Source organism: Streptomyces sp. ME19-01-6 (assembly GCF_033793745.1).
Classification (GTDB): domain Bacteria; phylum Actinomycetota; class Actinomycetes; order Streptomycetales; family Streptomycetaceae; genus Streptomyces.
Map to the genome: position 1 here is coordinate 154,030 of NZ_JARAXF010000005.1, position 17,172 is coordinate 171,201.

Annotated in this window: 18 protein-coding genes; 11 read left to right on the top strand and 7 right to left on the bottom strand. The window is 70.5% G+C overall.

Annotated features, from left to right (window positions below):
- Positions 1–175: 175 nt before the first annotated feature.
- Positions 176–376: an SCO3870 family protein gene (locus PV419_RS14080; RefSeq protein ID WP_319688500.1), complete on the top strand. Its 201-nt coding sequence runs from the start codon at positions 176–178 to the stop codon at positions 374–376.
- 56 nt (positions 377–432) lie between these two features.
- On the opposite strand, the gene PV419_RS14085 is transcribed toward PV419_RS14080, so the two are convergent.
- The 3 genes from PV419_RS14085 to PV419_RS14095 are packed head-to-tail and all read right to left on the bottom strand — an operon-like array spanning position 433 to position 2,084.
- Positions 433–903, bottom strand: coding sequence for a GNAT family N-acetyltransferase (locus PV419_RS14085; protein ID WP_319688503.1), 471 nt, complete (start codon positions 901–903; stop codon positions 433–435).
- Positions 900–1,388 carry a hypothetical protein gene (locus PV419_RS14090; protein WP_319688505.1) on the bottom strand — a complete coding sequence of 163 codons (489 nt, stop codon included), beginning with the start codon at positions 1,386–1,388 and terminating at the stop codon, positions 900–902. The genes PV419_RS14085 and PV419_RS14090 overlap by 4 nt, the downstream gene beginning before the upstream one ends.
- Before the next feature lie 3 nt (positions 1,389–1,391).
- Positions 1,392–2,084 carry an MBL fold metallo-hydrolase gene (locus PV419_RS14095; RefSeq protein WP_319688507.1) on the bottom strand — a complete coding sequence of 231 codons (693 nt, stop codon included), beginning with the start codon at positions 2,082–2,084 and terminating at the stop codon, positions 1,392–1,394.
- Positions 2,085–2,332: 248 nt separating this feature from the next.
- On the opposite strand from PV419_RS14095, the gene PV419_RS14100 reads away from it, so the two are divergent.
- From PV419_RS14100 to PV419_RS14110, 3 genes are all read left to right on the top strand, one after another.
- Positions 2,333–2,947 (top strand): TetR/AcrR family transcriptional regulator, encoded by a 615-nt coding sequence (locus PV419_RS14100; protein WP_319688509.1) that lies wholly within the window; start codon positions 2,333–2,335, stop codon positions 2,945–2,947.
- Positions 2,944–3,303 (top strand): DoxX family protein, encoded by a 360-nt coding sequence (locus tag PV419_RS14105; protein WP_319688511.1) that lies wholly within the window; start codon positions 2,944–2,946, stop codon positions 3,301–3,303. The genes PV419_RS14100 and PV419_RS14105 overlap by 4 nt, the downstream gene beginning before the upstream one ends.
- A 180-nt stretch (positions 3,304–3,483) precedes the next feature.
- Positions 3,484–4,191, top strand: coding sequence for a tetratricopeptide repeat protein (locus PV419_RS14110; protein ID WP_319688513.1), 708 nt, complete (start codon positions 3,484–3,486; stop codon positions 4,189–4,191).
- Positions 4,192–4,354: 163 nt separating this feature from the next.
- Here the strand turns inward: PV419_RS14110 and PV419_RS14115 are convergent, their stop codons facing one another.
- Both PV419_RS14115 and PV419_RS14120 read right to left on the bottom strand, forming a co-directional pair.
- Positions 4,355–4,633: a hypothetical protein gene (locus PV419_RS14115; RefSeq protein WP_319688514.1), complete on the bottom strand. Its 279-nt coding sequence runs from the start codon at positions 4,631–4,633 to the stop codon at positions 4,355–4,357.
- A 12-nt stretch (positions 4,634–4,645) separates the two neighbouring features.
- The gene (locus PV419_RS14120; protein WP_319688515.1) at positions 4,646–5,401 is read right to left on the bottom strand and encodes a GbsR/MarR family transcriptional regulator; all 756 of its coding nucleotides are present in this window, start codon (positions 5,399–5,401) and stop codon (positions 4,646–4,648) included.
- Between the two features lie 223 nt (positions 5,402–5,624).
- On the opposite strand from PV419_RS14120, the gene PV419_RS14125 reads away from it, so the two are divergent.
- From PV419_RS14125 to PV419_RS14135, 3 genes are read left to right on the top strand one after another with little or no spacing between them, the layout of a single operon-like run.
- The gene (locus tag PV419_RS14125; protein WP_319689060.1) at positions 5,625–6,290 is read left to right on the top strand and encodes a DUF4097 family beta strand repeat-containing protein; all 666 of its coding nucleotides are present in this window, start codon (positions 5,625–5,627) and stop codon (positions 6,288–6,290) included.
- Between the two features lie 36 nt (positions 6,291–6,326).
- Entirely contained in the window at positions 6,327–7,292 is a 966-nt protein-coding gene (locus PV419_RS14130; protein ID WP_319688517.1) for an ATP-binding cassette domain-containing protein, read from the top strand.
- Positions 7,289–8,107 (top strand): ABC transporter permease, encoded by an 819-nt coding sequence (locus PV419_RS14135; protein WP_319688519.1) that lies wholly within the window; start codon positions 7,289–7,291, stop codon positions 8,105–8,107. The genes PV419_RS14130 and PV419_RS14135 overlap by 4 nt, the downstream gene beginning before the upstream one ends.
- A 98-nt stretch (positions 8,108–8,205) precedes the next feature.
- On the opposite strand, the gene PV419_RS14140 is transcribed toward PV419_RS14135, so the two are convergent.
- Positions 8,206–10,074, bottom strand: coding sequence for a trypsin-like serine protease (locus tag PV419_RS14140; protein ID WP_319688521.1), 1,869 nt, complete (start codon positions 10,072–10,074; stop codon positions 8,206–8,208).
- 336 nt (positions 10,075–10,410) lie between these two features.
- Here PV419_RS14140 and PV419_RS14145 point away from each other — a divergent pair, with 336 nt between their 5' ends.
- From PV419_RS14145 to PV419_RS14160, 4 genes are all read left to right on the top strand, one after another.
- Positions 10,411–10,830 carry a YciI family protein gene (locus PV419_RS14145; protein ID WP_319688522.1) on the top strand — a complete coding sequence of 140 codons (420 nt, stop codon included), beginning with the start codon at positions 10,411–10,413 and terminating at the stop codon, positions 10,828–10,830.
- The gene (locus tag PV419_RS14150) at positions 10,827–11,972 is read left to right on the top strand and encodes an RNA polymerase sigma factor (protein ID WP_319689062.1); all 1,146 of its coding nucleotides are present in this window, start codon (positions 10,827–10,829) and stop codon (positions 11,970–11,972) included. The genes PV419_RS14145 and PV419_RS14150 overlap by 4 nt, the downstream gene beginning before the upstream one ends.
- Positions 11,973–12,058: 86 nt before the next feature.
- Entirely contained in the window at positions 12,059–13,042 is a 984-nt protein-coding gene (locus PV419_RS14155) for an ATP-binding cassette domain-containing protein (RefSeq protein ID WP_319688524.1), read from the top strand.
- Complete coding sequence (locus PV419_RS14160) at positions 13,042–13,842, top strand: ABC transporter permease (RefSeq protein WP_319688526.1); 801 nt, start codon at positions 13,042–13,044, stop codon at positions 13,840–13,842. Before PV419_RS14155 ends, PV419_RS14160 begins: the two co-directional genes overlap by 1 nt.
- Here the strand turns inward: PV419_RS14160 and PV419_RS14165 are convergent.
- Positions 13,839–17,099, bottom strand: coding sequence for an ATP-binding protein (locus tag PV419_RS14165; RefSeq protein ID WP_319688528.1), 3,261 nt, complete (start codon positions 17,097–17,099; stop codon positions 13,839–13,841). The genes PV419_RS14160 and PV419_RS14165 overlap by 4 nt on opposite strands.
- Positions 17,100–17,172: the final 73 nt, after the last annotated feature.

Sequence of the window (17,172 nt, forward strand, 5' to 3'; positions counted from 1 at the left end):
CTCGTGGCGAGACCTGGACCGATAGGTCTTGTTCCGTGACGCGCGTGCAACTGACGGACGCCCCCCGAGGGGAGTTTGGCGCATGGTCGACCGTCCACAACCGCTTCCGCGGTGACGTCACCTTGCATGTAGTCTCGGTATTGATCAATCGTCTCGCGGCTTGGAGGAAGCACCCATGACGAAGGCCCCGTTCGTCGCCATGGCCGGCGCTACCGCGGCGCTTGGGACTGCGCTTGGTTCCCTGGCGCTTCAACTGCGCGCGACCGGCTACGAGCAGTACGTCGAATCAGTGGCCACCTTCAGCGTCCTGATGTACGTCACCGCAGCTCTGGTTGTGGTGACGTGGGTCCGGGACGGTCGCCGGCACTCGAACTGAGTTCTTCGCGCAGTCATTGAGTTGGCGGCCTGATCCCTCTTCTGAAGAGTCCGGCATCATCCCCTGGGGACGGTCAGGCCGTAGCGGAGTTTGGCCTTGGCCTGTGCGCCGAGGCGGTCGTAGAAGCGTGCGGCCCCCGCGTTCCATTCGGGGGTCTGCCACTGGATCTCGGTGAGGCCGAGGCGCCTCGCCTCGGCCGTCACGGCGTCCATGAGGAGCACGCCGATCCCCGAACTCCGGTGAGCAGGGCTGAGGAAGAGGCAGTCCAGGTGGAGGTATTCGCCACCCTGCCAGGTGGAGAGTTCGGGCGCGCAGGTGGCGTAGCCGACGACCTCCCCGCCGGGCACCTCCGCCACCAGGCAGCGCAGCCGTGGTGCCGGGTCGGAGAAGAGGAGCGTCTCCAGCCGCTGCACGAGGTCGGGCACAGGGGGCGCGGCTCGTTCGTAGACGGCGTGTTCGGCGGCCAGTTCGGCGACCCGCGGGAGATCGCCCGGGCGTGCGTTCCGCACGGTCGGGGTGCCGTTCACCGGATGCCTCCTGTCATGGTGTCCGCGCTCCAGGCGGCCAGCCGGTCGGGGATCGGGCCGCTGCCGTCCAGGATGTGCCGGGAGAACGCATCGCGTTCGTGGGCCAGGACGGCCGCTTCCCAGACGCAGGGAGCCAGGCCGACTCGGCCCGGGCGGAGCTGTCCGGGCTGCCCAACTGGTCCGGCGAAGACAGCCAGGTCGGACATGTACCCCTCGATCCAGCTGTGGACGAGGACATAGTCGCCGTCGCCACCGGCGTGCACGATCAGGACAGCCAGACCGAGGGACCCGCGGGTGCCGCCCAGCTCCAGGTGCGCCGCGGCGATCCGCAGGGCGGCAGCCGTGTCCTGTTCCGTTACGGTGCGGTCGGGCGCCTGAAGTGCGTACACCTTGACGAGGTGCCCGCTGACCTCCCGGGTGCCCAAGGGCCGAGCGGTGCGTTCGTGGTGGCCTTGGGCCAGGCCGAGCAGTGCTTCCGTGTCCAACGATTACTCCCCGGTGTCTTTCGGCTTGCCCAGTGGGCTGGAGGTGAGCAACGTCCCGTCGAACGGCGCTGTCGCGCCCATGCGGGCGAGAATGCCGTCGAGTTCGGGTCCCGGTGGGTTGGCGCACCCCAGCGAGACGGCGACGATCTGGGTGCGGTCGTCGATGGCCTGCTGGACGCGCAGTTCACTGATGGTGCGGGCGAAGGCATCAAGGTTGTGGTGCTCGCTGAAGCCGGGCAGCAGGCCGTCATTGCAGTCGAGCAGGATGAATTCGTAGGTGGGGTGGTCGGCAGGCGGCAGCGGTGCCCCGGTGTCCCAAGCGGCCAGGAGACGTTGGTCGATGTCGTACAGCAGGGCCGGGCCGACGTGCGGGTCATGGCTCCAGTGTCTGGCGGCCAGCGCGCGCACCTGGTGACCGCTGGCCAGCCGCCGTTCCTGACCGGCCAGAAGCGGTGTCCAGGTGACGGGGTCGCCGGGAGCGACCCAGTCGCGGCACACCTCGAGCGCCGCGGGAGGGCCGGCGATCTCCAGCGGGCCGACCACGCCCTGGCGTGCCTGGGCAGCCTGCCTCCACAGCAGCGGCTGGGGATCGGCGTGGTCGGGATGAGCGTGTGTGAAGAGCACGGTCCGCACCATGTCCAAGGGGACTCCCGCGCGCCGAGCGCTTCCGGTGTCGATCAGCAGTGTGCGGTCCACCAGGACGCTCGTCTGCCCGCGGGAAGCTCCGGGAGTCTGCCGTGCCCACTGGCAAGACCGGCAGACGCACCATGGATTGGGCCACCCGTCCCCGGAACCTGTCCCCAACAGATGTACGTTCACAGGCCCTTCCACTTCCCCCAGGGTTCTCACTTCCCGCCGATTATCGCCCAGATCTTCGGCAAGAACGGAGATCAGGCTTCCGAAGGGTGTTGCTCCCAGGGATTCGACCACGTAGCTTCCTGAACATGTTCACTGAACCTGTTCAGTCTCGCGCCGCGAAGCGGGAGGCGACGCGACAGAAGGTGCTGGCTGCAGCCGAGCGGCTGTTCCGCGAGCAAGGATTCGGTGACACAACGGTCCGTCAGATCGCTGCCGATGCGGCAGTCAGCACCGGGACTGTGATGTCGGTCGGCGACAAGGACGCTCTCCTGGTCGCCATCTTCGACCGCTGGATCGATGCCGTACACCAAGAGAGAAAAGGTGCCGACGGACCAGCTTCCGGCCCGCTGACCGCGGACGTCGCGGTAGACGCGGTCATGGCTCTCTTCGAGCCTTTCATCCGCTACTTCGCACGCGACGCGGAACTCTCGCGCGAGTACGCGGCAATCATCGTGCGAGGAGAACGCGAGTCGGCGATCTTCCAGAACCTCGCGCTGTCTCTAATCGCCGAGATCGATGGAGTGCTCGCGCGAGCGGGTCTGTCCGGAGTCGATGCCGGTCGTGGGGCGCGCGTCAGCTACTTCTCGTATCTCGGCATCCTCATGACCGTGTCCAACGGTGCCATCAGTGAGCACGACGCGATCGAGCAGCTCCATGAGGTGATCGAAGTCGTGATCGCCCGTGAAGGAGGAGACAAATGACCGACACACCCCATTACTGGTGGCTCACGGCACTGCTGGCGCTCGTCCTGTTCGGCGACGCCGTGATGTCGTTGCGGCCGCCGGGCTTCATCCGGCGGTGTCTCGACGGGGTCCGGCTGCCGCGAGACTGGTGGTGGATCCTCGTCGTGATCAAGCTCCTGGCGGCGGCTGGACTGGCAGTCGGCCTCAAGTACCCCGGTGTCGCGTTCACCACGAACGTCGCCGTCATCGGGTACTTCATATGTGCGGCGTATGCGCACTTCCGGGCGCGGTTCCTCAAGCAGGAGTTCTGGCTCAACTGCCTGGGCATGCTGGCCTTCTCGGTGGCTGTGCTCATCGTGTGCTACATGGTGTGATGCGGCAGCGTGCGGTGGATCTGAAGGTCCGGGCGCATGACCACAGCGGCCCGGTCGGCCAAGATGGCAGTGCGGGCACAGGCCCTCCACGCGATCACACAGCGTAGCCAGCTTTGAAAATGACTCAAGGGTAGGGTTCGCCGCAATTTTGAACTCGAGTGCGACGCCGGAGGAAGCAGCGTGAGTCAGGAAACGGACGAGGCCAGGGCCCTGAGGCTGGAGCGGGCGTACCACGCCGCTCTCAAAGCCGACGCCGACTACGACATATTGGATCCGCTCCGCGGCGAACTCGAGGAGACCTACCGACGAATCCTGGAAACCAACCCCGACGACGCGGACATACTGACCGATCTGGCCGTGCTCCTCTCCACGGATGTGCAGCTGCCGGACGGAGAGTCGGTGGAGCTGTTGTGGCGGGTATTCGATAGGGACCGCGGAGATGAAGACGCGTGCAACAACCTGGTGAGCGTGCTCGAAGCGCTCTCCGAAGAGGAAGAAGTGGATGAGGTCTACCGTCAGGCCTCTGAAGCGGGAAATCTCCAGGCAGCCTTCGAGCTCGCGGCGCGACTCGACGAGCGAGGGGACCTCGAAGAGGCGGAACCGCTCTACCGTCGGGCAGCCGAAGCGGGCCACGCCGACGCTCTGGCGAACCTCGCCGACATTCTGGAGGAACGCGGCGATTCCGAAGCGGCCATGACGCTCTTTCGCCAGGCCCTGCTCGACGGAGGTAGCGAATCGCTTAATCAAGTCGGGCGCAGCATCGCCAAATATGATCCCGAAAGAGCCGTCGCTCTGTTCCGTCGGCTTGTCGGCGCCGGGGACGACACCGCGCCGAGCAACCTGGCCGAGCTCATGAACCCCGGGCGGCATTGGTCGAACCGGTCGTGACCGCCTGGCGGGCCGAACGCCGCGGCCGCGGAATCGCCGCGCCCGCTATGCTGCCGCGCTCGACGTTCCGCGCCACGTCGTCGAGTACCTGTCCCGCCTGCTGGCCGCCCTCCGACGTCGGCACCGATCGCGGGATCCCCTGGGCCGAGCCGCCTCACGACGGTCAGCGCCACTCGGGCGGGATGTTGGCGAGCTGCTTCAGCAGATCCCAGTCAGCCGGCCGCAGCTTCGGCTCGTGCCATGGGGCGCCGCCGGCGACCCAGTAGCCGCGCACCTCACGGACCTGCGAGATGTTGTCATCGCCAATGCCGGACTCGTTGTAGCAGCAAGGGCAGATGACGTACTGCGGGACGCCGTACTCGTCGAACACCGGCTCGCCGTCGTCATACCCGCAGATCCGGCAGGCTGTCTCGGTCTTGTCTTCCCCGTCTTCCCTGCTCATCTCGGCGGCTGTCTATCCGCGGTCCGAATTTGGCTCGGCAGTGCCGTCTGAGGTCGTTTCGGGTTTCGTGTGGAGGACTTCGCGGGCCTGGTCCGCGGCGCGGGTGATGCTCTCGGAGACGAAGTCGAGGAAGCGGGCGATGTTCTCGAGGCGGGTGGCGGCCGGGGTGTGGGGGCCGAGGACACCCACACCCTGTCGTGCGACTTCGGCGAGCTGGATGGTGCCGCGGGCGCTGGCGATCATGGACTGGTACCAGACGTCTTCGTCGGCGATGTAGCGCTCACGGCGGCGTTCGTCACGTTCACGGAGCACGAGGCCCTGGCTCTCGAGGAACGCGATGGCTTTGGAGATGGACGCCGGGCTGACCTGGAGGCGTTGGACGAGTTCGGCCGCGGTGAGGCTGCCCGCGTCGCTGGTGTAGAGGCTGGCCAGCACCCGGGCCATCATCTTGGGCGTGCCCGCCTGCATGAGGACGGTGGTGAACGTCTCCTCGTACTCGCGCACGGCCTCGGCGTCGCGCCCGTGGGCCAGTTCGGGTGTCTGCGGCCCTCGGGGTGTGACCTGTCGGCGGCGGTGGGTGCGGTGTTCGGTGGCACGGTGGGCGAGGTCGGCGCGGTAGGCGGTGGGGCCGCCGTTACGCATCACCTCACGCGTGATCGTCGAGGTCGGGCGGTCGAGGCGTCTGGCGATCTCCGCGTAGGCGAGGCCGTCGGCCAGCCCCAGTGCGATCTGCTGACGTTCCTGCTGAGTGAGCCTGCCTCCCGGCATCGCGGTCTCCTTCGTGGTCCCTGGTGCCTCCAGCATAGCGTTCACTTCCACCCCATTGCAACGAGCAGGTGGCCGATGTTGCGTTACCTTCAGAACCGTTGCAACGAAATCACGGCTTCTACCTGCATGAATGCCGATTGCGCGCAACGATTCTGTTGCTGGATTCCTGAATGCAACGTAGCTTTTCCCTCATCGGAAACAGCAACGAACACAGGAGAGCATGATGCAGAAGTTCGACACCTCCGCCCCGGTGACCACCGTTCTCGACATCCCCGCGGGACGCATCCAGTTCATCGCCGCCGACCGCGCCGACACCACGGTCGAGGTCCTGCCCGCGAACGCCGCCAAGAGCCGCGACGTCAAGGCGGCGGAGCAGATCGAGGTCGCCTACGGCGACGGCGTCCTGCGGATCGCGGCCCCAGCGGCGAAGAACCAGTACTTCGGCCCCTCCGGATCCATCGAGGTGACGGTCCAGCTGCCCGTCGGCTCCCGCGTCGAGGCGAAGGCGGCCGCCGCCGAGTTCCGGGCCGTCGGACGCCTCGGTGACGTCGTCTTCGAGGGCGCGCTCGGCGCGACCAAGATCGACGAGGCCGCGAGCATTCGTCTCACCGCCGCCGACGGTGATGTCTCGGTCGGCCGCCTGGGCGGCCCCGCGGAGATCAGCACGCAAAGGGGCAACATCCACATCGCCGAGGCGATGCGCGGCACGGTCGTACTGACCACTCAGATGGGCGATGTGTCGGTCGGTACCGCCCACGGGGTGTCCGCCTCCCTGGACGCCGGCACCGGCCACGGCCGGATTCACAACGCGCTCAAGAACGACGGCGCCGCCGACCTGAACATCCGCGCGACCACCTCCCACGGCGACATCACCGCCCGCAGCCTCTGATCCCCGCCCGCCGTCTCTCAAGCAGGAGCACCCACCATGACCGACTTGGCCATCGCGGCGTACGGGCTGCACAAGTCCTACGGCGACAAGGCCGTCCTCGACGGCGTCGACCTGGCCGTCCCGGAAGGAACGGTCTTCTCCCTCCTCGGCCCGAACGGCGCCGGCAAGACCACCGCCGTCAAGATCCTGTCCACCCTGATCGGCGCCGATGACGGCGTGATCCGCGTCGGCGGCCACGACCTGGCAGCCGATCCGCAGGCGGTGCGTGCCGCGATCGGTGTCACCGGGCAGTTCTCCGCCGTCGACGGGCTGATCACCGGTGAGGAGAACATGCTCCTCATGGCGGACCTGCACCACCTCTCCAAGCGCGAGGGACGGCAGGTCACCGCCGAACTGCTGGAGCGCTTCGACCTCGTGGAGGCCGCGAAGAAGCCGGCCTCCACCTACTCCGGCGGCATGAAGCGCCGCCTCGACATCGCCATGACCCTGGTCGGCAGCCCGCGGATCATCTTCCTCGACGAGCCGACCACCGGCCTCGACCCACGCTCCCGGCACAACATGTGGCAGATCATCCGGGAGCTGGTCACGGGCGGCGTCACCGTCTTCCTCACCACCCAGTACCTGGAGGAGGCCGACGAACTCGCCGACCGCATCGCCGTCCTCAACGACGGCAAGATCGCCGCCGAGGGCAGCGCCGGGGAACTCAAGCGGCTCATCCCCGGCGGGCACGTCCGGCTCCGCTTCACCAACCCGGCCGCGTACCGGAGCGCCGCCTCCGCCCTGCACGAGGGCACCCGGGACGACGAGGCCCTCGCGCTCCAGATCCCCAGCGACGGCAGCCAGCGCGAGCTGCGCTCCATCCTCGACCGGCTCGACGCGGCCGGCATCGAGGCCGACGAACTGAGCGTGCACACCCCCGACCTCGACGACGTCTTCTTCGCCCTGACCGGCAGCGCCGACGTGCCCACCCAGAACAACCAGCCCAAGGAGACCGTCCGATGAGCTCCCCCCTGGCTCCCGCCCGCCCGACCCGGATCTCTCTCGCCCTGCGCGACTCGGCCACGATGCTGCGCCGCAACCTCCTGCACGCCCGGCGCTACCCGTCGCTCACCCTGAACCTGCTGCTCACGCCGATCATGCTGCTGCTGCTCTTCGTCTACATCTTCGGCGACACCATGAGCGCGGGCATCGGCGGCGGTGGCGCCGATCGCTCGGAGTACGTCGCGTATCTCGTCCCGGGCCTCCTGCTGATGACCATCGGCTCCACCACGATCGGGACGGCGGTCTCCGTCTCCACCGACATGTCCGAGGGCATCATCGCCCGCTTCCGGACGATGGCGATCCACCGCGGTTCGGTGCTCGTCGGGCACGTCGTCGGCAGCGTGCTGCAGTCGATCGTCAGCGTGGTGCTCGTCGGCGCCGTCGGCGTGGCCATCGGCTTCCGCTCCACCGATGCCACCGTCGTGGAGTGGCTGGCGGCGTTCGGACTGCTCGTGCTCTTCGCCACGGCGCTCACCTGGATCGCGGTCGGCATGGGCCTGATCAGCCCCAACGCCGAGGCCGCGAGCAACAACGCCATGCCCCTGATCTTCCTGCCGCTCATCTCCAGCACTTTCGTCCCGGTCGACGCGATGCCGGGCTGGTTCCGGCCGATCGCCGAATACCAGCCCTTCACGCCCGCCATCGAGACCCTGCGCGGCCTGCTGCTCGGCACCGAGATCGGCAACAACGGATGGCTCGCCATCGCCTGGTGCCTGGGGCTCGCGGTGCTCGGCTACCGCTGGTCGACCTCGAAGTTCAACGACGACCCGAAATAGCCGCGATGACAACGCGGGCCGCCTCCCGCAAGTCGTCCCACCCGAGGGCGGCGTACACCGACACCCGTCGGAGTACGCCGCCCCGTTCGTGTACCGGTTCAGCCGAAGAGGTTGTACTGCTGCCAGCCCGTGCCGATCGTGACCGGCGTGCCGAAGAGGTCGGACGTGGCCTTGCCGGTGCCCGGGTAGAGGTAGAGCGTGCCGGCGGGGGTGCGGGCGACGAGGTCGGCTCTGCCGTCGCCGGTGATGTCGCCCACCGTGTCGAAGGCGTTGTACTGGCTCCACGTACGGACGTGGATCCGGGTGGCAAACGCCCCGGAGCCGGACTTGCCGGTGCCCGGGTAGAGGTAGACGTACGAGTTGCTGCTGCTGCGGGCGATCAGGTCGGGCTTGCCGTCGCCGGTGAAGTCGCCGTGGCCGAGCAGCCGGTTGTACTGGTTCCAGCCGGTGCCGACCGCGACCGGGGAGGCGAAGGTGCCGTCGCCCTTGCCCGGGTAGATGTAGAGCGTGCCGCTCGCGGTCACCGACAGCAGGTCGGGCAGCTGGTCGCCGGTCACATCGCCGGGCGCGACGACCTTGGTACGGGTGGACCAGTTGCCGAAGACCAGGGTGGTGGTCCAGCTGCCGCTGGCCGGGACCCAGTGGCGCCAGTAGATCGCCCCGGTGGAGGAGCGGCGGATGATCTGGTCCTGGAAGCCGTCCCGGTTGAGGTCGGTCTGCAGGACGACGTTCTTGTCGCTGTACGAGCCCCAGGAGACCCGCGTGGCGAACGACGTGCCCTTGGAGTCGTATTCGTAGGCCGTGTTGTCCGAGGCGCGGCGCACGAACAGGTCGGCCCTGGCGTCGCCGTTCAGGTTGCTGTCGTCGATGCGCGGGTAGGCCGCCCCGACGTACGTGCTCACCTTGGTGAACACGCTGTACGAGCCCTCGGCCACGCAGTCGGTCGCCCCCCAGGAGACCACGCCGACGACCTTGCCGCCGACGAGCAGCGGGCCACCCGAATCGCCGTTGCAGGCGGCGACGGTGCCGGTGTCCGAGCCAGTGGCCGGCTGACCCGCGCAGACCATGTGGCCCTTGATGAACTGGGTGCCGTAGGTGGTGGCGCAGGTGGTGTCCGAGACCATCGGCAGGGTGGCGGTGCGCAGCGTCTCGGAGATGTCCTGGCTGGTGGAGCTGGTGCGGCCCCAGCCGTAGAGGGTGGCGTTGGTGCCCGCCGCGTACGACGCGGTGTCGTTGGAGGTGGTGATGGGGGCGGGCTTGGCGGTGACGGGGCTGGGCAGCGTCAGCACCGCGATGTCGTTGTCGATGGTGGTCGCGCTGTACGACGGGTGGTTCCACTGCCGCCAGACCCCGGAGACGGTGCCCCCGTGGACGTCGACCGAGCCGTCGCTGTTGTCCGTCGGCTGTTGGGCGGTGCCGGTGATGACGGCGCCGTTGGCGTTCCAGTCGTAACCCTTGACGCAGTGCGCCGCGGTCAGGATCTTCGTGGGCGCCACGACCGTGCCGCCGCAGAAGAAGCCGATGTCGTCCGAGGTGTCGGCGGTGCCCTTGTCGTCGGAGTACCACAGCTGCGCCATCCACGGGGCGATGGTGATGGTGGTCTCGGTACCGCTGATGATCTTGGGGTCGGCGGTATTCGACGGCGAGGCGCTGCCGGACGGCGAGGTGGCGTCCGCCGAGGGTGTCGCGTCCGCCGAGGGTGCCGCGCTCGACGACGACTTCGACGGCGTGGGCGCCTGCCGCTGGTCCGCCTTGAGCGCGCCCTTGATACGGGTGAGGAGCTCGCTGTGCGAGGGGGCCGCGTCGTCGCCCGCCGTCACCGGCGTGGGCGCGGTGCGGGCGAGCGCGGCGTGGGCGGGCGCGAGGGTAAGGGCGGCGGCGAGGCCGGCGGCAACCGCGACGGCAGCGGCGGGGAGCGCTCTTCGCGCCCGTCTTCTCCGCCCCGCCCGCTTCTGGGCAGCGAACACTCAGGTCTCCTGTCAGTGAGGGTCGTCTCGCACCCGGACAGGGAGAAGCGGCCGGACAACGGCAGCACAGATACCGCCCGTCATACGGACGAACGCGGTCAGAAAACCCGTTCCCCACCCGAGGCCGACTGATCGTATGACCGCTCGCCCGTCCGTCGGCTACGCGGCGGGAAACGGGTGCACAAGACTTGGCAAAAGACGCGACAGGGGACAGACCCCGGCTCATTTACAGAAGCCCAAAAAAATTTGGCCGGCGATGTCGAGAACCCGCGACCGGCTCCGTCCCCGTAGTGAGCGCGACCACAATGGGTCGCATCAGCACCGAGGAGAAACACGATGGCCAAGTACCTGCTGCTCAAGCACTACCGCGGCGCTCCGGCTGCGGTCAACGACGTGCCGATGGACCAGTGGACGCCGGAGGAGATCTCGGCACACATGCAGTACATGAACGACTTCGCTGCCCGGCTCGAGAAGACCGGCGAGTTCGTCGGCGGTCAGGCGCTCGCCCCCGAAGGGGCGTGGGTCCGGTACGACGGCGAGGGGCGCCCGCCGGTCACCGACGGCCCGTTCGCCGAGACCAAGGACCTCATCGCCGGCTGGATGGTGATCGACGTCGACAGCTACGAGCGCGCCGTCGAGCTGGCCGGGGAGCTGTCGGCCGCCCCCGGGGCGGGCGGGGAGCCGATCCACGAATGGCTCGAGGTGCGCCCGTTCCTGGCCGCGCCGCCCACCATCACCGAGTGCCCTCATCGATGAACGAGGCCCTGCTCCGAAGCCTCACGCCGAGCGTGCTCGGGATCCTCGTCCGCCGCGGAGCCGACTTCGCGGCGGCCGAGGACGCCGTTCAGGACGCGCTGGTCGAGGCGGTCCGCGTCTGGCCGGCCGACCAACCGCGGGACCCGAAGGGCTGGCTGGTCACCGTGGCCTGGCGCCGGTTCCTCGACGCCACCCGGGCGGACGCCGCCCGCCGCCGGCGTGAGGACCTCGTCGACGAGGAGCCGGCGCCCGGCCCCACGCCCGCCGCGGACGACACGCTCCAGCTCTACTTCCTGTGCGCCCACCCGTCGCTGACCCCGTCGTCCGCGGTCGCGCTCACCCTGCGCGCCGTCGGCGGGCTCACCACCCGCCAGATCGCCCAGGCCTACCTGGTGCCCGAGGCGACCATGGCGCAGCGCATCAGCCGGGCCAAGCGCACCGTCTCCGGCGTGCGGTTCGACCAGCCCGGCGACGTGGCCACCGTGCTGCGCGTCCTCTACCTGGTCTTCAACGAGGGCTACTCCGGCGACGTCGACCTCGCCGCCGAGTCCATCCGGCTCACCCGGCAGCTCGCGGCCGCGATCGACCACCCCGAGGTGGCGGGGCTGCTCGCCCTCATGCTGCTCCACCACGCCCGGCGCGCCACCCGGACCGCGCCCGACGGCAGCCTGGTGCCGCTCGCCGAGCAGGACCGCGGCCGGTGGGACACCGGGTCGATCGCCGAGGGCGTCGAGATCCTGCAGGCGGCCCTCGCCCGCGACCGGCTGGGCGAGTTCCAGGCCCAGGCCGCCATCGCGGCACTCCACGCCGACGCGCCCACCGCCGAGGAGACCGACTGGGTGCAGATCGTCGAGTGGTACGACGAGCTCGTACGCCTGACCGACAGCCCGGTCGTCCGGCTCAACCGCGCGGTGGCCGTCGGCGAGGCCGACGGACCGCGCGCCGGGCTGGCGGCGCTCGCGGCGCTGAACGACTCCCTGCCCCGCCACGCCGCGGTGGCGGCGTACCTCCACGAGCGCGACGGCGACCTGGCGACGGCGGCACGGCTGTACGCCGAGGCGGCCCAGAAGGCACCCAGCCTCGCCGAGCGCGATTACCTGACGCGCCAGGCCGCCCGGCTCAACGCCCGCCGGCGTCGCTGACGGGTCGCGCTCGGACCTACGGGCCAGGGCCTGTGCTGAAACCGCCGTGAAACCGCCGTGAACCCGGCCGCCCCCACCCTCGGGGCATGACAACTTCCCGATCCACCGGGGCCATCACGGCGACCGGGCTGCGCAAGTCGTACGGCGAGCAGGTGGTGCTCGACGGCATCGATCTGGACATCCCCGAGGGGACGGTCTTCTCGCTGCTCGGGCCCAACGGCGCCGGCAAGACCACCATGGTCCAGATCCTGTCCACGCTGATCCGCTCCGACGGCGGTGAGTTCCGTGTCGCCGGGCACGATCCGGCCAAGGACCCCGACGCGGTACGGGCGGCGATCGGGGTGACCGGGCAGTTCTCGGCGGTGGACAATCTGCTCACCGGCGAGGAGAACCTGCTCCTGATGGCGGACCTGCATCACCTGGGCCGCCGCGAGGGGCGGCGGCGGGCCGCGGCGTTGCTGGAGCGGTTCGACCTGGTCGGGGCGGCCAAGAAGACGCCCGCCACCTACTCGGGCGGGATGCGGCGGCGGCTCGACATCGCGATGACGCTGGTCGGCGAGCCGCGCATCATCTTCCTCGACGAGCCGACCACCGGCCTCGACCCGCGGAGCCGGCACACCATGTGGCAGCTGATCCGGGACCTGGTGGCGGGCGGCGTCACGGTGTTCCTGACCACGCAGTACCTGGAGGAGGCCGATCAGCTCGCCGACCGGATCGCGGTGCTCAACGGCGGGACGCTGGTCGCGGAGGGGACCGCGGAGGAGCTCAAGCGGCGGATTCCCGGGGGGCATGTCCGGCTGCGGTTCGCCGAGCCGGGCGATCTGGAACGGGCCGCCCGCGCCTTCGGCGAGGTGTCGCGCGACGACGAAGCGCTCACCCTGCAGGTGCCGAGCGACGGCAGTGTCCGCGAGCTGAGGTCCCTGCTCGACTGGCTGGACGCCGAGTCGGTCGAGGCCGAGGAGCTGTCCGTACACACCCCCGACCTGGACGACGTCTTCTTCGCCCTCACCGGCAACCCGATCGACCAGCCCGCCACCGCACAGACCGACGCACGGAAGGTGAACGCGTGATGAGCAGCGCCCTGACCCGCCCCCTCAGCGACTCGATGACGATGCTGCGGCGCAACCTGAAGCACGCGCTGCGCTACCCCGCCATGACGATCTCCGTCGCCGCGATGCCGATCGTCATGCTGCTGCTGTTCGTCTACGTCTTCGGTGGCGCGCTGGGCACCGGTGTCGGCCCGATGGGCGAATCGGCCGGCGACACGGACTACATCGACTACGCCGCCCCCGGAATCATTCTGATGGCGGCGACCTCCGGATCGCTGGCGATGGCGGTGGCCATCTCCGTCGACATGACCGAGGGCATCATCAACCGGTTCCGCACCATGGCGATCTCGCGGTCGTCGGTGCTGGTCGGGCATGTCGTCGGCTGCGTGCTCCAGACGCTGGTCGCCATCGCGCTGGTCACCGGGCTCGCGCTGCTCATGGGGTTCCGGCCGAACGCCACCGCCGTCGAGTGGCTTGCCACCTTCGGCCTCCTGACGCTGGTCACCATCGCGCTCACCTGGCTGTCGGCCGCCATGGGGCTGGTGTGCAGGAGCCCCGAGACCGCGAGCAACGCGCCCATGCCGCTGCAGTTCCTGCCCTTCCTCGGCAGTGCGATCGTCCCCACGGACTCGATGCCGACCGGGCTGCGCTGGTTCGCCGAGTACCAGCCCTACACCCCGATCATCGAGACGCTGCGGGGGCTGCTGATGGGCACGGAGATCGGGAACAGCGGCATCATCGCGGTGGCCTGGTGCGTGGGGCTCACTCTGGTCGGATTCTTCTGGGCGCGGGCGGTGTTCAGGCGGGAGCCCGGACGTTAGGCGCCCCGGCGGTGCCCGCCATGACCGCCGTACTCCCGCCGAGCGGCCGTCAGAGGCGCGATCGCCGTCAGGGCCGTGGCCCGCAGCTCATCCGGCCCCAGGGCGGCGTACGAGGACACCGCGTCCGCGTACGCCGCCCTGTCGGCCTGTTCGGCCGCGTGGCGGGCACGGGCCGAGGACATGGTCGGCTGGAACCCGCGCAGGAAGCGGAACCGCTCGGCCAGGGCGATCAACCGCGCGCCGGACGTACGGGCCCCCTCGTCCCCGGTGCGCTCGGCGCGGTCGAGTTCCACCCTGGCCAGGGCCAGCAGCAGCGCGCCGCACACCGGGAGGTCCATCAGGTAGGCCGGGGGCTTTTCGACGGGGTGGCTGAGCATTGTCCACAGCTTGTGGGGAAGTCGGCCGACGGTCTTCTCGATCAGGTCGAGGCGGCCGTGGTGGGCGTGGGCGACCACGGCGGCGGCCTCGACCTCCAGGGTCCAAGGCTCCAGGCCGGGCGGATCGGTGCGGTAGAGCGCGTTCTCGTCGCTCTCCGACGCCTCGACGGCCCGCCGCCACTGGCGGCAGCCGGCCTCGGCGTCCCCGCGCGCGAGCAGCAGCTCCGCCCGCATGCCGAAGTCGAAGATGAGCACGCCGACCGTCTCCTCCTCCCGGTCCGGCGTGGTCAGCGGCAGCCAGCGCTCCGCCTCGTCGACGGCGCCGAGTTGCAGATTGACGAGGGTCAGGGCCGCCCTGAGGCCGGATGCGTCCCCCCACGGCACGCTCTCCTCCAGCAGCCGCAGCGCCTCCTCCCCATTGCGCCTGCCCTCCTCGCCCCGTTCGGCCTGCAGGCACAGTTCCCCGATCCGGGAGTGGGCGAGGACCAGGACCCAGCCAGGGCTTCGGCCCCGGAACGCGTCCAGCATCCCCCGGGCGGCCCGCAGCGCCCCGTCCACGTCGCCCGCCCGCTCCAGGACATAGCTCGCGACGGCGTTGGCGACACCCGCCAGCAGCGGCTCGTCGCTGTCGCACAGCGCGCGCAGCGGGGCGGGGTCCGGGCCCAGCACCTCGGGCGCGGCGGCCAGGACGGTCGCGACGGCGCGGGCGAGGGTGTCGGGCGGGGCGGGCGGCAGCCGGCGCAGGGTGGCGAGCGGGCGGCCGGCGTGCAGCCCGATAACGGTGAAGGTGTTCGCGGTGAACAGCGCCGTGGCGGTCCGGGTGACCTCGACGAGCGCGGGGTCGGACCCCCGCTCGGGCCGGAAGTGCGACAGGAGACGGCTGGTCTCCGCGGCCAGCGTGGCGACGCGCGTGTAGTTGCCTTCGACGGTCCACAGGCTCGCGAGCACGGCGGCCGTCGCCGCGACCGACGCGCCGTCGTCCCGGGCCAGCCCGTGCCGCAGGGCGTGGACGAGGTTGTCCTGCTCGGCCCGGATCCGGTCGATGGCGGCGAAGGGGTCGGGGGTGTGGGGCTTTTCGTGGTGGGCCGTGCCGAAGTCGCGGGACCACGCGAGGAAACGGCCGATCACGCGGTCGGTCTCGCCGGCCGCCTCCCGGTGGGCGGTGCTGAACTCCCGTACGGTCTCCAGCATCCGGAAGCGCGCCCCCGACGGGGTGTCGGCCACCTTCAGCAGCGACTGGTCGGCCAGGTCCGCCAACACCTCGATGGCGTCGCCGTCGTCATCCAACAGGTGGAGCACGGCGTCCGCCGTGAATCCGCCGGGAAACACGGACAGCGCCCGCAGCGCCGCCTGCCCGGCGGCGTCCAGCAGGTTCCAGCTCCAGTCGACGACGGCGTGCAGCGTACGGTGGCGGCTCGGCGCGTCCCGCGCGCCGCCGCGCAGCAGGGTGAACCGGTCCTCCAGGCGGCGGGCGATCTCGGCGACCGCCATGACCCGCACCCGCGCTGCCGCCAGCTCCACCGCGAGCGGCAGCCCGTCCAGGTGGCGGCACAGCTCCTCCACCGCGCCGGCGGGCAGGTCGGCGCCGGGCCGTACCGCCCGCGCCCGCTGCTCGAACAGCTCGACGGTCGTCGCCAGGCTCAGCTCCGGCAGCAGATACACGGCCTCCGACGAGAGGCCCAGCGGCGCCCGGCTCGTGGTGAGCACCCGCAGGTCCCGGGTGGAGGACACCAGATGGCGCACCAGCTCGGCGGCGCCGCGGATGACGTGCTCGCAGTTGTCCAGCACCAGCAGCACGGGCCCGGAGCCGAGGGCGGCCAGGATGCCGCTGAGAACATCCGTCGGCAGGCCCAGATGGCCGACCGAGGCGTGCGGGGCCTCGCCGACGCCGAGGGCCGAGGCGACCTCCCTGACCACGTCGTCTTCGGAGGTGACGCCCGCGAGCCCGACGAAGTACACGGCGCGCTGCCCCGCCCGGCGGCTCACCGCGTGTGCCAGGCGCGTCTTGCCCAGTCCGCCGGGGCCGACGACCGAGGCGACCCGGGAGGCGTCCAGCAGACCCGCCACCGCGGCGATGTCCTCGTCGCGGCCGAGCAGCGGGTTGGGCTCGTACGGGATGCCGTGGCGCACCACCGGCGCCTCGCCCCGCAGCAGTTCCTCGTGCACGGCCTGGAGCGCGGGGCCGGGGTCGGTGCCGAGCTCGTCGCGCAGCGCGCGGCGGTATGTGTCGTACCTGGCCAGCGCCGCGGACGGGCCGAGGGTGGCCGCCTCGCAGCGCAACAGCTCCAGCAGCACCTCCTCGTCCCGCGGCCGCTCGCGGGCCAGGTCGGCCAGCGGCTCGGCCGCTTCGGCCCGGCGGCCGAGGCGGGACAGGGACAGCGCGCGGGCGCGGGCCAGCGTCCGGTACGTCGTGGCGCGCTCCGCGCGCAGGGCGGCCACCGGGTCCCCGGCCGCCGCGCCCTGCGCCGCGCCGCCGGCCTCGCCCCCCGGTGCGCCCTCCCACAGCGCGAGGCCCGCCTCGGCGTGCGCGAGCGCCGCGGCGTGGTCGCCGACGCGCGCGTGCCGCGCGCTCGCGGCCGCGCTGAGCAGGACGGCGGAGCTGTCGACCTGGTCCTCGGGCAGGGCGAGGCGGTAGCCGGTGGGGGTGCTGGCGATCACGTCGGCGCCCAGCTGGGAGCGGGCGCGGGAGACCAGGATCTGGAGCGCCTTGGTCGGGTTCTCCGGCCGGTCTTCCGGCCAGAGCCCGTCCACCAGCCGGGCGGTGCCGCAGCCGGTGCGCGGCTCGCCCGCGAGGAGCGCGAGCAGGCCGCGCAGCCGGGGCCCGTTGATCGCGCGGCCTCGGCACGATACGCGCGTGAGCAGGGTCAGCTCGGTGGTCACCGGGTCAGGTTAGCCAGTCGGTCAACCAGCCGGGCGGCGCCGGTCGTCCCGGCCGCGCGGTCCAGGCGGCCGG

Coding starts and splice junctions, on each gene's coding strand:
- PV419_RS14080 (WP_319688500.1), top strand. CDS start 176: ATGACGAAGGCCCCGTTCGTCGCCATGGCCGGCGCTACCGCGGCGCTT.
- PV419_RS14100 (WP_319688509.1), top strand. CDS start 2,333: ATGTTCACTGAACCTGTTCAGTCTCGCGCCGCGAAGCGGGAGGCGACG.
- PV419_RS14105 (WP_319688511.1), top strand. CDS start 2,944: ATGACCGACACACCCCATTACTGGTGGCTCACGGCACTGCTGGCGCTC.
- PV419_RS14115 (WP_319688514.1), bottom strand. CDS start 4,633: ATGAGCAGGGAAGACGGGGAAGACAAGACCGAGACAGCCTGCCGGATC.
- PV419_RS14120 (WP_319688515.1), bottom strand. CDS start 5,401: ATGCCGGGAGGCAGGCTCACTCAGCAGGAACGTCAGCAGATCGCACTG.
- PV419_RS14125 (WP_319689060.1), top strand. CDS start 5,625: ATGCAGAAGTTCGACACCTCCGCCCCGGTGACCACCGTTCTCGACATC.
- PV419_RS14130 (WP_319688517.1), top strand. CDS start 6,327: ATGACCGACTTGGCCATCGCGGCGTACGGGCTGCACAAGTCCTACGGC.
- PV419_RS14135 (WP_319688519.1), top strand. CDS start 7,289: ATGAGCTCCCCCCTGGCTCCCGCCCGCCCGACCCGGATCTCTCTCGCC.
- PV419_RS14145 (WP_319688522.1), top strand. CDS start 10,411: ATGGCCAAGTACCTGCTGCTCAAGCACTACCGCGGCGCTCCGGCTGCG.
- PV419_RS14150 (WP_319689062.1), top strand. CDS start 10,827: ATGAACGAGGCCCTGCTCCGAAGCCTCACGCCGAGCGTGCTCGGGATC.
- PV419_RS14155 (WP_319688524.1), top strand. CDS start 12,059: ATGACAACTTCCCGATCCACCGGGGCCATCACGGCGACCGGGCTGCGC.
- PV419_RS14160 (WP_319688526.1), top strand. CDS start 13,042: ATGAGCAGCGCCCTGACCCGCCCCCTCAGCGACTCGATGACGATGCTG.